The sequence below is a fragment of the Niallia sp. genome (genome assembly GCF_031978665.1).
Taxonomy (GTDB): domain Bacteria; phylum Bacillota; class Bacilli; order Bacillales; family Cytobacillaceae; genus Niallia.
On record NZ_DALZDK010000018.1, the window covers coordinates 27,057 to 41,128 of the forward strand.

Below are 14,072 nucleotides of genomic sequence, written 5' to 3' on the forward strand. Positions count from 1 at the left end.
AAAAGTATATAATTTCTGGCTCTATTCTATACCAGTATACCATGTTATCATGGGGAAAAATGGCCGAAAAGGAGTTTATAAATGAAAACAATTGGACTAATAGGTGGATTAAGCTGGGAATCAACAGCAGATTATTATCGATATATTAATACATTTGTAAAAGAACAAATGTGCGGACTACACTCCGCAAAATGCCTTCTTTATTCTTTTGACTTTGAGGAAATTGTGGCCCTTCAAAAAGCAGGACATTGGGAAAAAGCAACGGAATTAATGATAAATGCTGCAAAAACATTGGAAGCTGGTGGAGCAGATGTACTATTAATCTGCACAAATACAATGCATAAGATGGCAAAAGAAGTACAAGCATCCGTCTCTATTCCCCTGCTTCATATTGCAGAGGTTACGGGAAACGAAGCGAAAGAGGCCGGTTTGAAAAAGGTCGGCTTATTAGGAACCATGTTTACAATGGAGCATTCTTTTTATAAAGAAGCTCTGTTACATCAAGGGATCGAAACGATTGTCCCTGAGAAAGAAGATAGAGAAGCCGTGCATCGCATTATATTTGATGAATTATGTAAAGGAATCATCCTTCCTGAATCGAAGGAAATATATTTGCGTATTATAGAAAAACTTCTTTCTAACGGTGCTGAAGGTATAATATTAGGATGTACAGAGATTCCCTTACTTATCAAACAAGAAGATAGCGCTATTCCATTATTCGATACAACCTTCCTACATGCGAAAGCTGCTGTTTCCTATGCTCTTGGCAAAGAATTCGCTATCGAAAATAGCTAATTCACACGAACAAAAATTCAGACTGCTACTAAATTACTAGGATACCTTTATCCTAGTTTTTTTTACATGTTCTCTAAACTACTGTAAAACAAGCTTAACTTCCTTCCACGATAATAAAGGCAGTCAAAAAAATGGAGGGAAAAAACTTGAACTTTAAATCATGGAAAAAAAAGATGCTCCCAATCGCTGTAATATCCTCTTTATCTATTGCTGGATTAGCAACAGTACTAACAGGAACAGAGGCTGAAGCAAAAAACTGGACAAGCAGTAATGGGAAACCGAAAAACATAATCTTCCTTATTGGAGATGGGATGGGCGTTTCTTACACCTCCGCTTATCGATACTTAAAAGATAATCCAGAAACAAAAGTGGCGGAAAATACATATTTCGATCCCTATTTAGTAGGACAGCAGATGACGTATCCAGAAGATCCTGCACAAAATGTGACGGATTCTGCCTCTGCAGCAACTGCTATGTCAGCTGGGATTAAAACATACAATAATGCGATTGCAGTAGATAATGACGAGACCGAAGTGAAAACGGTCTTAGAAGCTGCAAAGGAAAAAGGAAAATCCACTGGTCTTGTTGCAACATCTGAAATTACCCATGCGACACCAGCATCCTTCGGGTCACATGATGTTAGCCGCAAAAACATGAATGCCATTGCAGATGATTATTTTGATGAATTGATTAACGGCAAGCATAAAATCGATGTTCTCTTAGGCGGAGGTACAGATCTTTTCATTCGTCAGGATAGAGACTTAACGAAGGAATTCAAGCAGGATGGCTATAATTATGTATCAAATCGAAGTGAATTACTGAAAAACAAAAATACTCAGGTTCTTGGCTTATTTGCCGAAGCAGGCATGCCGAAAATGATTGATAGGGAAAAAGAAACTCCTTCTTTAGAGGAAATGACCAAAACGGCGATTGAAAGCTTAAACAAAAATAAAAAAGGATTCTTCCTTATGGTAGAAGGCAGTCAAATCGACTGGGCTGGTCATGATAATGACATCGTTGGAGCAATGAGTGAGATGGAAGATTTCGAAAAAGCATACAAGGCAGCAATTGACTTTGCGAAGAAGGATAAGAACACATTAGTTGTTGCTACTGCAGACCACTCTACAGGAGGCTTTTCCATTGCTGCTAATGGGGATTACAACTGGTATGGCGAGCCAATTAAAGCTGCAAAACGGACACCTGACTTTATGGCTGAATTAATTGTGAATGGCGCTGATGTGGAATCTACTTTAAAAGATTATATCAATCTATCTTTAAAGCAAGAGGAAATCGAAGCCGTTCAAAAAGCTGCCGATACAAAGAACCTTACAACGATTGACAATGCCATTGAAGATATCTTTAATAAACGAACCAATACTGGATGGACAACTGGCGGTCATACTGGCGAAGACGTACCTCTCTATGCCTATGGACCTTCTAGCAACCTTTTTGCAGGACAGAAAGACAATACAGACCAAGCGAAGATTATTTTCGGCTTATTGAATGCGAAAGTGAAGATACAAGATAATTAATAAAAAGCTTCCCTTCCTCTTCTGATGAAGGGAAGCTTTTCCGATTAGGAGGGACAACCTTGAAACAAACTTATCTCTATTTATTTGCCTTACTTTTACTGGCTGGATGCAGCAGCAATCAAGAGCCAATTACAAAAAATATTAGCATGGAGACGATAGAAACAGACAAACAAGCCGTAAATGTCAGAAAAGTGTCGACTGATGCCTATATTCCTAACCCTCAAGTGATTGATGATGCTTCTTTAGTGAGTGCCGGCGATTTCTACCGTGATAGAAAAGGAGAAGCAACCTTAAAGGCTATTGATAGACAAGCAAAGAGCTTAACCATCGATTCCATTAAGCTGACAGTTAAAGATGCAAAGCTTATCGATTATAGACCAGCATACAGCTTAATTGACTTTTATCATACGTATACACATGAGGAGCAATTCACCTTTATCAAGTTTTTTGTGGAAATCGAAAACCTTTCCGATAAAGAAAAAAATTTCTCTCCTGTAGCCTTTATTCAAACAAATGCTGATGAAATGATCACTTGGGAGAATGACATCTACTTGGAAGAGCTTAACGGAGTTTTAAATGCTGGAGAACGAAAAAAGGGCAATATAGGCTTTATTGTGGAAAATGCTGCAATTGACAAAATTCAACTAAGCACGAGTGATGTTTATAATCAGCAAGAAAAGCAATTGGCCGGAGCAAAAACGCTTGATTTCATCTTTGAATAAATATTTCTTAAGGCTTTTAAATCAATGAAAGACAAAGCATTAACAAGGGGCTGGGACAAAACTTAATAGCCAATCTGTAAAGACGAACAATCCCTAATTTACCTATTAAATAAAGGTTCCTTTTTTATACTGATTATTTATGTTTTAAATATAGTCAAGTGTAAAAACGAATTTGTTCCATTACGCTACAGACACTCGCTTTCCGCGGGGAGGAAGCTGAGCCTCCTCGCTGCGCTGCGGGGTCTCAGCCTTTCCTCTATTTCCCGCAGGAGTCGAGTGTCTTCCGCTCCATTCCACTCCGTTTTTAAAGGCTATTTCCTAAAAAAATATTGTTTTTTTAATAAAAAATAAATTAATAGGAAATATGGAGCAGCCTGAATACACGGAGACTCCTGTGGGATTAGCGAGACAGCCTGAGACCCTGCAGGCCAAAGGCAGACCGCGGCTTTAGCGCGAGCCCCACGGAAAGCGGAGTGTATTCAGGCTGCGGGTGATAACAACTGAAACAGCTTTTTTAAAAGCTAATTAAAAAGCCAAACAATCATACGAAATTTCGTGTAATTGTTTGGCTTTCACCTAGCTAGAATGCTTATGTCCCATCCTCTCTTGTTGCTTATGGGAAGTACCAATGCTTCTATTTTAGAATATAATTAGCTATTTGATAAACGAATCCTATTTCCAGAAGGATCAGCTGTATAGCATGTTCCCGCTTCTTCTGTAATCGTTGCTCCTAGCTCAGTAAGTTTTTGTTTTATTTCTTCTAATTTCTCTTTACCAGGTATGTTCAATTCATAATAAGCTAATCCAACCTGATTCTTATTTGGCACAGGAGCACCAACTCCATTCCAGACATTTAAGCCGATATGATGATGATAGTGTCCAGTCGAAAGGAAAAAAGCCTGTGAACCATATTTTTGCACAACATCAAAACCTAATCCCTTTACATAAAAATCAACGGTCTCTTTTAACTCTGCAACATGTAAGTGGATATGTCCAAGAATTGTTCCTTCAGATAGACCGTTCCATGGACGATTACTAGAAGCTGCGAGAACTCCTTTGGTGTCCATATAGGCGGTATCCATTCTAACAAAGTCTCCATCCCATACCCAATCTGTTGATTTTCGATCGCGATAGATTTCAATTCCGTTTCCATCTGGATCAGCTAAATAGATCGCTTCGCTGACATCATGATCCGAAGCTCCCTGTAAAGGATATCCCGTTTCTAATATATGATTTAATATCATCCCTAACTGCTCTCTTGATGGAACTAGTATCGCAAAATGATAAAGCCCTGTAGTTCGCATCTTTTTTGGTTCGACTTGATCTAATTCCTCTATAAATAGGAATGCCTCACCTGCTCCTGCACATAAAGCTGCTTTTTTCTTCTCCTGACTTGCGATAGAAAAGCCAATCACTTCCTTATAAAATAAAAGGGACTTTTCTAAATCAGATACTTTTAATGTAACACTTTTCGTATAAATATTTGGATCAGCATGAAATGTCAATTCTCTCTCCTCCTAACCACTTCCACTTACTTTATGTAAGTAATTTTATTTTAATAATTAACCATTGTAAAGTAATCTTATTACGTTTCACAATATTTTTACTTAAAATAATAATTATTGTATAATAATTGGAAGGGGGGATGTAAAATGAACCAATCGACGATTTGTCCTCGGTTTGAAAAAGCAATGAGTATTTTAAGCCAACGCTGGACTGGTTTAATTATTTATCAGCTATTAAACGGTCCTCAACGCTTCTGTTCTATCGAATCCTCCATTGGAATAAGCGGAAGACTTTTATCGGAGAGATTAAAGGATTTAGAGCAAGCTGGAATTGTAGTAAGAGAGGTTTACCCTGAAACTCCTGTTAGAATTGAATACTCTTTAACAGAAAAAGGGCGTTCATTAGAACCAATTATGAAAGAAATTGAACATTGGTCCCACTCTTGGCTAGAAGTGTAATATCATTATATAAGGATATCGCTGCAGTATCTTCCCGTGCTTACTGCAATGATATCCTATTTACTATTTAGAACGTTTTAATCCTCATCTTTAATATCCAAATCTTCAGGAATCGGTTCGCTCCATACTTCTTCTACAAACTTTTTGTATTTTTCTACTTGCTTAAAATGCGTATTAAATTGCTCTTTATTAATAAGATAATCCTTCCCATCATAAATTGCCCTGATTTGGTTTTGTAAAATAAGATTTTCCACCTTTATTTCTGAAATCGAAAGTAACTCTGCGGTTTCCTTCACTGATAAATACATCGATACACCTCTTTTTTATCCAATTGCTATTTTTCTTTACACGGACTCCATTTAAAATTAACTCTTTCTTTATATTGCCTTCATTATCAATCTGTATAGTTAAGATATCGGCACAATCAAAGGAGGATGCATAAATGAGTTTCGTTCTAAACAGCTTATTTTTAGTAATGATCTTTTGTTGTTTCTCTTTCATATTTTATCAGTCTTTCTTCTCTAAAACTAGAAAGTCAAATGCTCTACGTTCTACATCTATCAAATTAGAGAAAAATTCCTGTGACACTGAAAATACAGGAGTATTCTCAAAGGATATCAAACTATACGCAGAATAGCGTTCCTTCCTAAGTAGAATGAACTCTTTCTACAAACTCCCAACAATTTTATACAGACATTTTTATAAAAAGAAAGATCATCCTTTCTTTTTAAGTTGATCGGGATGATCTTAATTCCTCTAATGATAGATAGCTGGTTTCCCCTTTTGAAAATGGAAAAGCCACTCCTCCAAAGCGAAGATATTCATCGGTTTTGCATAATAATATCCTTGGATAATCGGCAATTCATTGATAGAAGATAAATATTCAATTTGTTCTTCTCTTTCCACCCCTTCTATCACAATGCTCAAATGCAAGGAGCTTCCGAGGGCCATAATAGCTTTAATAATTTCTCCATCTTTTTGCGATTCAGGAACCCCATCAATGAAGGATTTATCAATTTTCAATGTGTTAACTGGGATTCTTTTTAAATAAGATAAAGAGGAAACCCCTGTTCCGAAATCATCGAGTGCTACTGTAAATCCTACATTTCTGAAAGCCTGAACGGATTGAATAGCTCCTTCAATATTATCAACAGCACTTGTTTCTGTTATTTCTAATTCTATTAAATGAGGGCTTAACTCGTATTTCTCAACATTGGTTGTTAAGCTTGTCATTAGTCTTGGAGAGGTCACATAGGAACCAGGAATATTAATAGCTACAGGCATATTTCTATCTTGCTGTTTCCATATGGCAATTTGCTTGCACACCTCTTCAATGACCCAATCTGCGACATCACACATTTTATCAGATGCCTCTAAAATAGGAATAAAAACTCCTGGTGAAAGCTCTCCATATAAAGGATGATTCCATCTTAATAATGCCTCTAATCCTGCTACTTTCCTTGACTTCAAAAATACTTTCGGCTGATAGACTAAGTATAATTGTTTTTCTAAAAGCGCATCCTCTATCTCACTCACAAGATGATTAGCAAATGTCTGTTTATGTTTTTCTTGATCGTACGTTATGATTTCATTTTCAAAGCGAATGGAATAATGGGTTAAAACAGCAATAGCATTTTTATATAACTGCTTGGGAGACCTTCTTATCTCATTAATAGATAGTGCGATTGCTGTCTCTACTTTGATGATTCGATCATCAATCGTCACCGGACTAGATAAAATAGTAGTTAAATGATTCAATTCTATGATTAATTTTTCTAAATCATCAGGAGTCATACTTAAGAATGCAAATCGATTCCCTTCTAATCGGAACAATTCTATATTGAGTGGCATTAACTTTGTACATAATTCTTCAATATAACAAATAATCTTATCACCAAAGTAATAACCGTACTTACCATTCCATTTATTTAAATCATGAATATGAAGAATTGCCAGACCACTAATAGAAGCAGATGATTCAATCAGCTTTTCGAACTGTCTTCGGTTTGGAAGCTTCGTTAATGCATCAAAATAGTTTAAGCGGTAGTCTACATAGCGATCTAGCAGGCTAGACAAAATAGAAATTAATAAAATAATAAAGATACCAATGGTTACACCAAGAATAATTGCTTTGATACTAACATGATGTGCGTGCACATGAATAAGCTCCATTTCCGAATCTACATAATACCGGACGGCATACATGCCTGTATAATGCATACTCGATATCGTTACACCCATTAAAAGGGAGGTAACAATTTTAACAATAAAGTTATTCATATATTGCTGTAGCCTCAAAAAAATAAACAGCGAAAAAAAGGACGCTAGAATAGCAATGAGGACAGATAAAATAAAATAACCAAAATGGTAGGCATAATCAGCCTCTGAAATCATTGCTTTCATTCCAATATAGTGCATGCAACTTATGCCAATCCCCATAAATATTCCAGCAAAACCAATCGATTTACTAGATTTTTTTGCCTTACTCGATATACTGAAAGCTAAGAATGTAGCTAATATAGCTGGCACTATAGAAAGAATCGTTAATGGTATATTGAAACTCATTTCAATCGGAAGCATAGCTGCACTCATTCCAATAAAATGCATGGACCAAATTCCGAATCCCATTGTAATAGAAGCTAAACCTAACCAAATATACCGGTGAAAAAAACTATGATAAACAATACGCTCATTCATAGAAAGTGACGTATAGGAAGCTAAACACGCAATAAAGACCGATAAAACAATAATAGGAATGGAATACTCAACCTGTATATAAGTTACTTGATCAACGCTTGGCAATGTAAAAATAGTAATTTCCCCTCTATAAATACGCATGAGGGATATCTCTTTTTTATCAGGTTCTATTCCCATTTACGTATTTTACAATTTTAAAAAAGACTTCACTAAGTCTTTTTACCTATACAATTGAATATATAGGATAAGTCACCTTTATACAATATTTTGATTTGAGGTATTATTTCCCATACTAATCATAGTTAGTAAACTGACTTATAAATAATAAACTTGTCCTTATCCTTATTTTTCCCTACTTGTACTTCTCCTACTATAGAGAAAGAGGGGTGATTCTCCATATAAAATCGGTATTCATCGGAAGGAAAATATAGGATTATCCGTACTTCACGATTTCCCTCTTCCAGCGAATACATGATATTGCTGATAATCCTTCGAAAGATTTGAATGGAAAAAGGATTAAAAAAGTAAAAATAGTTTTCTTCTTTTCGAATCGAGTAATCTTCTGCTGTCCCTAGATAAAAGCTTATCTTTTCTTTTGATTTCTTCCTACGTTTCGTGTATTTTTGCAAATTAACAAGAGCATCCTGATAAAATTCTTCATTCATTTCAATTCCGGTTACAGTAGATTGAAATAAATAATGAATGAAAAAGTTCAAGCGACCTTTCCCACATCCAAAATCGACTACATGATCGGTTTCTCGAAGTGGGAATTTGTCTAATAACTGTTCTAGATGATTATATGGAGTTGGTTCATACCGATGATAGTGGTACGATTTATTAAAACCTACTTGTTTTTCTTCGGTTTCGATATGTAGTAATTTGTCGTAATTCAATGTAAACACCTTTTTTCATCATTCCTAAGCATCTCCTAGAACAAGATGTAAGAATAAATTTTTCAGTTTATCTTATCTATTTTCATCTCACGATATTCGTTTGGGGAAACGCCTACTATTTTTTTAAATACTTTGCGAAAATATTTGTCATCTTGGTAACCAATCATATTTGCAATATCGTACACTTTTAGATTACTACTTTTCAATAATTCTTGCGCTTTTTTAATTCGTATAGATATTAGATACTCGGAAATATTTATATGGTATTCCTGTTTGAATTTTCTCGATATATATTCTCTGCTTATGTAGAAATGCTCCGAAATTTCCTGAAGTTTAATCTCCCTATGAAAATTTGCTTTTACATACTTTTCAATTTCGTGGATAATATTTTGGGACTTTCTAGTATTCTGTCTTTTGACTCGTTTAAGAAACAACGCAATTTCTCTTTTCTTCCTGTCTTTATATGCTTCTAATTGAAATTCATCCTCTTTATTAATAAATGGATAAATTTGCTCCTCTAAATCTGTAGATAGGCTATATGGAAGGTTAAACTCCTTGTGCCATCTAGCACTTATCATCTGATATTCATTTTCCAAATGAAAAAGCTGCCTGAAGGTTAAATGCTGGTTATTAATTAAATCTGTTTGAATTTGTCCAATAAGTGACTGAAAAGCATGCAATTCACCTGTTTGAATGGCAATTTTAATGGAACTAGCATAAGCCATTAAGCTTTTAATCTCTTTCTCTTCATTTTCCATAACAATCCTTTCTTGGCGATTTCTCAAAACATTTCTATTCATTATAATAGACTTAGCATGTTGATAAGAAAGATTCAGTTGTGTCACCGAGTCTACTTCTCTACCAATTGCAATCGTACAAGTTAATCCTAATATGTTTTGAATGTTAGTATGTATTTCATTGATTATGAAAACTGATTCTGCTTTATTCTTTTTTAAAAGAAGGACAATTTCTCCTTTCCTTGTTATATAATGAAAGGCAATTCCATTACTATTCTTGCTAAGCTGCTCATTTATTATATTTAATAGAGTAAAAAAGGTAAGATCTTTATCCCCGTTAAATTGCTCAATAGCTACATTGCTTACTTGTAGAAGTCCAATTGTATATGTTTGTGCTTTCGCTAAATGAAATTCTTCCCACACACTTTTGACTACTGGATCATTGTTAATAATTTGTGTTAACTTTTGATCTCGATATGCCGGCTTCATTTTATTAATAAGCTGGTTTTTACTCCGTTTATTTTTCCTTTCCTTTTCCTCCTGCTTCCACTCTTTCACGACTCTTATTAATGTATCATTGAGCATTTCCGGATCAATTGGTTTCAACAAATAGTCTGAGCTACCATAATGCATCGCTTTTCTCATATAATGATAATCATCATAACCAGTAACAACAATCGTCTTCCCTTCGGAATAATGCTCATCCATCCATTTTAACAGCTGAGTGCCATCGACTTTAGGCATTTTCATGTCAGAAAATATAATTTCAGGATTGAATGATTGAATGATTTGAATTGCATCTTCTCCATTACTTGCTTCGTAAATTTCCGTAATCTCATTTCCTTCCCAGTCAGCAAGAAGCTTAATTCCTTCTCTTACATGTCTTTCATCATCAACGATTAGTGCCCTCATATCCTTCCACTCCCTCTTGTAAAGATACTGGAATCCGAACCATTACCGTAAACTCCTTATTCTCCACACTTTCCATTACTAAGGTGGCTTTTTCCCCATAGTAAAGCTGCAAACGATCGTAAATATTCTTTAAACCAATTGATTCTTGTTCTGTTCCCTCCTTCATTGTTTCTCTTCGATATAGTCCTTTGCGAATTAACTCCAATTTTTCTTTATTTACACTTCTTCCATTATCCTGAACAATAAAAATTAATTGATTCTCCTTCATATATGAACTGATAGATATTGTTGCATCCCCTATCTTCTCGCTAAACCCATGTTTAAAGCAGTTTTCGATGATTGGTTGGAGAATCATTTTTGGAACGTAAACTTCTTCCGTATCTGGTGCAATATTCATCGTTATGTTCAACTCTTCCTCAAATCTTTGTTTCTGGAGATTAAGATAAGATTTAGTGTGTTTTATTTCTTTAGAAAATAGGACCATTTCTTCTCTCATATTCATGCTGTATCGCATCATATCCGATAAGGAAGTCAATAGGGAATAGACAGGAACTGCCTTCATCTTTAGAGCAAGTGTGCCAATAGACTGAAAGCTATTGTATAAAAAGTGAGGATTTACCTGCGATTGTAATACTTTCAACTGTGCTGATTTATTTTCCAATTGTAATTTATATTCTTGGTCTATTAATCGATTGATTTGTAATACCATCGATTTAAAACGTCTCCCAAGCATACTAATCTCATCATTACCTCTAATTTCAAAATCCGCCTCAAAAATGCCTTGCTCCACCTTTTTCATATTTTCGATTAAAACCTTGATTGGGGCTGTAATTTTAAAGGAAATAACCATGGTTATAATTAAAACAACGATTAAAGCTAATAAGGCAATGATCGTATTCATATAGGCTGTTTCCTTTGCACTTTTGTATAGACTAGAGTAGGGAATGCTTTTTATCATATACCAGCTGTTATCCTGAACAGCAATTTTTTCATAAAAAATTACCCCTGAAAAGTCCTTACTGTCCCATTCCATGTTATTTTTGTGAGGATTATTCTGTATTGCATGAATCCATTCATCCTTACTTGTCTTGCCTATTAAAGCATTATTAGAAGAGTAAATAATCGTTCCATTCTCATTTACAATGGAAAGGTTTTCACTATCCTTATATAATCTATTCACTATCCCATCTATTTTAGAAAGATTTATATCAATAGACATAAACCCTAGGATGTCGTTAGATGGTACATTTCTAATTTTATTGTGAAAAGAAAGTACTGTTGACTTCTCAGAGTTAGGAATAATCGATAAGCCATTGTAACTGTAAATCATATGTGGTGGTTCTATTAATGAATAATTTGTTTCACCCTGCTCTAATTTTCGGTAATAAGGATGAAAATAGATATTTTGATTTTTGCCTCTCCCACTTATTCGAGAATGATAGTTTGTAAAAGAGTCACTCCCTTTATTAATATATAGATGCATTTGTTCTATTTCAGAACGAGAATTATATACATAAGCTAAAACTCGACGGACCTCCTCCATATTCTCTTTGTTATTCTCCTCAATCCCTTGAGTCAACACATTCATAAAAGGAGTATAACGATATAAAACAGTGGACATTAATGCAATATCCTCCAAGTAAGTAGTTAGCTCTTCCTTCCCTTTCTCCATCAACTCTGTGTTATAAGTAAAGGACTCCTTGTTAATGTTATTGATCGTCTGTGAATAAGTAAGAATTATACCGGTTCCAAAAGGAAGAATAGTAGCAAGAAGTAAAAAAGTCATCAGTTTTTTCCGTATACCCCATTTCATTTATGGTCGAGAAATTTCAAATAACTTTAATTCCAATCTATAGAACGAAAGGTTGTTATTCTAAAAATCTCTCTCCCCTCCTCTCAAAATAGTATCCATAAAAATAATACAAAAGGATTGGTCAATATATTACACCTTCCTCGTCAATGTAAACGGTTACCTAAATTAATAAACTCATTATATTATAAATATAGGAGGTGCAGAAAGTGAATAATCAAAATAATGTAGAAAAAATAATTCCCCCCCTTGTTCAACAGTCAAATGTGAGTAGAAAACATTCACTCTCTACAAAAAGAAAGAAAAACTGGAAGGAAGTGGGGTTATTTTCCCTGTTTGTAGGTCCAGTCTTTATTGCGTTTACAATTGTGGTTCTCGTTCCATTTTTTTCTGGCATCTATTATTCATTTACTGATTGGAATGGAATTACAGGAGAAATTAAATGGGTAGGCTTGGAAAACTTCCAGTATATATTTACAGAAGACAAACAGTTTCTTCAGTCATTCAAGCTCACAGCACTATATACCATAGTGGCGATTATTTTGACCAACACAATTGGCTTTGGTCTAGCCTTACTTGTAACTCAAAAATTAAAATCTAGTAATCTATTACGTACGGTGTTTTTTATGCCTAATCTACTTGGTGGCCTGTTGCTCGGTTTTATCTGGCAATTTATATTTATTAGAGGGTTTGCCTCTATTGGTGAGTTAACTGGCATTCCACTATTTGAGCTAGCTTGGCTAGGAGATAAAAATACCGCCTTTTGGGGAATAGTGATTGTCAGTGTTTGGCAAGGTGCAGGATATATTATGCTCATTTATATTGCAGCATTACAAAATATTCCGAAAGAACTAATCGAAGCAGCTAAAATTGACGGAGCAAACCGTTTTCAAGTCCTACGAAACATTAAAATCCCGCTCGTAGCTCCAGCGGTTACGATCTGTTTATTCTTAACAACTGCCTCTTCATTTAAAATATTTGATGCAAACCTTTCCTTGACAAATGGAGGGCCATTTAAATCAACAGAAATGTTAGCGCTTAATATTTATACAGAGGCATTTGTAAATAATCGCTACGGAATCGGGGAAGCGAAAGCACTTATCTTCTTTATTGTCGTGGCAACAATCTCCATTATACAGGTCATGATTACAAAGAAAAAAGAGGTGGAATCTTGATGGAGAATAAATACACTAGCAAAACGTTTTTAATAGAATTGTTCGGTATAATACTAGGTTTGCTCTTTTTAATTCCATTTTATTATGTTATTTCTAATTCACTAAAATCATTTGCCGAAATATTAACCAATACATCCGCTTTACCAAGTTCCCTTCATTTCGAAAATTATCTTAATGCATTCGAAAAGTTAGATTTTCTAAAAGTATTTAGCAACTCTCTCCTTGTAACCATCGCAAGCAATCTTGTACTAGTAGTATTCTGTTCGATGGCCGCTTATATGCTTGTCCGAACAAAAAAGAAAATAAGCAATATAATCTTTATGGCCTTTGTTGCCGCAATGATTATTCCGTTCCAATCCATCATGATTCCACTAATTAAAACTGCCTCCAGTTTAAACTTACTTAACAGTATTGGGGGTCTAGTCTTCATGTATTTAGGCTTTGGATCTGGGATGACAATCTTTCTATACCATGGTTTTATAAAAGGAATCCCAGTGGAATTAGAAGAAGCGGCTATTATAGATGGCTGCTCTCGTTTCGGAGTATTTTGGAGAATTGTTTTTCCCTTATTAAAGCCAATTACAGTAACAATCATTATCCTAAATAGCCTATGGATATGGAATGACTATTTATTACCGTCACTCGTATTACAAAATCCAGAATTGCGGACGATTCCACTTGCAACCTTCTTTTTCTTTGGTCAATATACAAAACAATGGGATCTTGCATTAGCCGCACTTATGATAGGAATCATTCCGTTATTAATCTTCTTCTTTTCCATGCAAAAACATATTATCCAAGGGATTACTAGCGGATCTATTAAATAAGGAGCAAA

The 14,072-nt window shown here is 34.9% G+C and carries 12 protein-coding genes; 6 read left to right on the plus strand and 6 right to left on the minus strand.

The window, feature by feature from the left end; all coding sequences use genetic code 11:
* The first annotated feature begins 81 nt into the window (after nucleotides 1-81).
* From RTL21_RS11440 to RTL21_RS11450, 3 genes are all read left to right on the plus strand, one after another.
* Entirely contained in the window at nucleotides 82-795 is a 714-nt protein-coding gene (locus tag RTL21_RS11440) for an aspartate/glutamate racemase family protein (RefSeq protein ID WP_312096019.1), read from the plus strand.
* A 173-nt stretch (nucleotides 796-968) separates the two neighbouring features.
* Entirely contained in the window at nucleotides 969-2,327 is a 1,359-nt protein-coding gene (locus RTL21_RS11445) for an alkaline phosphatase (protein ID WP_312096080.1), read from the plus strand.
* A gap of 59 nt (nucleotides 2,328-2,386) precedes the next feature.
* Nucleotides 2,387-3,049: a DUF4352 domain-containing protein gene (locus RTL21_RS11450; protein ID WP_312096020.1), complete on the plus strand. Its 663-nt coding sequence runs from the start codon at nucleotides 2,387-2,389 to the stop codon at nucleotides 3,047-3,049.
* Nucleotides 3,050-3,699: 650 nt separating this feature from the next.
* On the opposite strand, the gene RTL21_RS11455 is transcribed toward RTL21_RS11450, so the two are convergent.
* Complete coding sequence (locus tag RTL21_RS11455) at nucleotides 3,700-4,554, minus strand: VOC family protein (protein WP_312096021.1); 855 nt, start codon at nucleotides 4,552-4,554, stop codon at nucleotides 3,700-3,702.
* Between the two features lie 147 nt (nucleotides 4,555-4,701).
* Between RTL21_RS11455 and RTL21_RS11460 the strand changes: the two genes are divergently transcribed.
* Nucleotides 4,702-5,013, plus strand: coding sequence for a winged helix-turn-helix transcriptional regulator (locus RTL21_RS11460; protein WP_312096022.1), 312 nt, complete (start codon nucleotides 4,702-4,704; stop codon nucleotides 5,011-5,013).
* A 77-nt stretch (nucleotides 5,014-5,090) separates the two neighbouring features.
* On the opposite strand, the gene RTL21_RS11465 is transcribed toward RTL21_RS11460, so the two are convergent.
* From RTL21_RS11465 to RTL21_RS11485, 5 genes are all read right to left on the minus strand, one after another.
* On the minus strand, nucleotides 5,091-5,321 hold the full coding sequence (locus tag RTL21_RS11465) for an excisionase family DNA-binding protein (RefSeq protein WP_312096023.1): 231 nt from the start codon (nucleotides 5,319-5,321) through the stop codon (nucleotides 5,091-5,093).
* 448 nt (nucleotides 5,322-5,769) lie between these two features.
* Nucleotides 5,770-7,851, minus strand: coding sequence for a bifunctional diguanylate cyclase/phosphodiesterase (locus tag RTL21_RS11470; RefSeq protein WP_312096024.1), 2,082 nt, complete (start codon nucleotides 7,849-7,851; stop codon nucleotides 5,770-5,772).
* A 161-nt stretch (nucleotides 7,852-8,012) separates the two neighbouring features.
* Complete coding sequence (locus tag RTL21_RS11475; RefSeq protein WP_312096025.1) at nucleotides 8,013-8,612, minus strand: methyltransferase; 600 nt, start codon at nucleotides 8,610-8,612, stop codon at nucleotides 8,013-8,015.
* A 53-nt stretch (nucleotides 8,613-8,665) separates the two neighbouring features.
* Complete coding sequence (locus RTL21_RS11480) at nucleotides 8,666-10,252, minus strand: response regulator (RefSeq protein WP_312096026.1); 1,587 nt, start codon at nucleotides 10,250-10,252, stop codon at nucleotides 8,666-8,668.
* Nucleotides 10,233-12,038: a sensor histidine kinase gene (locus RTL21_RS11485; protein ID WP_312096027.1), complete on the minus strand. Its 1,806-nt coding sequence runs from the start codon at nucleotides 12,036-12,038 to the stop codon at nucleotides 10,233-10,235. Before RTL21_RS11485 ends, RTL21_RS11480 begins: the two co-directional genes overlap by 20 nt.
* Nucleotides 12,039-12,328: 290 nt before the next feature.
* On the opposite strand from RTL21_RS11485, the gene RTL21_RS11490 reads away from it, so the two are divergent.
* Together RTL21_RS11490 and RTL21_RS11495 are read left to right on the plus strand one after the other, a co-directional pair.
* Nucleotides 12,329-13,237, plus strand: a complete 909-nt coding sequence (locus RTL21_RS11490) for a carbohydrate ABC transporter permease (RefSeq protein WP_396954441.1) — start codon at nucleotides 12,329-12,331, stop codon at nucleotides 13,235-13,237.
* On the plus strand, nucleotides 13,237-14,064 hold the full coding sequence (locus tag RTL21_RS11495) for a carbohydrate ABC transporter permease (RefSeq protein WP_312096029.1): 828 nt from the start codon (nucleotides 13,237-13,239) through the stop codon (nucleotides 14,062-14,064). The genes RTL21_RS11490 and RTL21_RS11495 overlap by 1 nt, the downstream gene beginning before the upstream one ends.
* Nucleotides 14,065-14,072: the final 8 nt, after the last annotated feature.

Excerpts from the sequence above, each read along its gene's own strand:
- RTL21_RS11440 (WP_312096019.1), top strand. The coding sequence starts at position 82 with ATGAAAACAATTGGACTAATAGGTGGATTAAGCTGGGAATCAACAGCA.
- RTL21_RS11445 (WP_312096080.1), top strand. The coding sequence starts at position 969 with ATGCTCCCAATCGCTGTAATATCCTCTTTATCTATTGCTGGATTAGCA.
- RTL21_RS11460 (WP_312096022.1), top strand. The coding sequence starts at position 4,702 with ATGAACCAATCGACGATTTGTCCTCGGTTTGAAAAAGCAATGAGTATT.
- RTL21_RS11465 (WP_312096023.1), bottom strand. The coding sequence starts at position 5,321 with ATGTATTTATCAGTGAAGGAAACCGCAGAGTTACTTTCGATTTCAGAA.
- RTL21_RS11470 (WP_312096024.1), bottom strand. The coding sequence starts at position 7,851 with ATGCGTATTTATAGAGGGGAAATTACTATTTTTACATTGCCAAGCGTT.
- RTL21_RS11480 (WP_312096026.1), bottom strand. The coding sequence starts at position 10,252 with ATGAGGGCACTAATCGTTGATGATGAAAGACATGTAAGAGAAGGAATT.
- RTL21_RS11485 (WP_312096027.1), bottom strand. The coding sequence starts at position 12,038 with ATGACTTTTTTACTTCTTGCTACTATTCTTCCTTTTGGAACCGGTATA.
- RTL21_RS11495 (WP_312096029.1), top strand. The coding sequence starts at position 13,237 with ATGGAGAATAAATACACTAGCAAAACGTTTTTAATAGAATTGTTCGGT.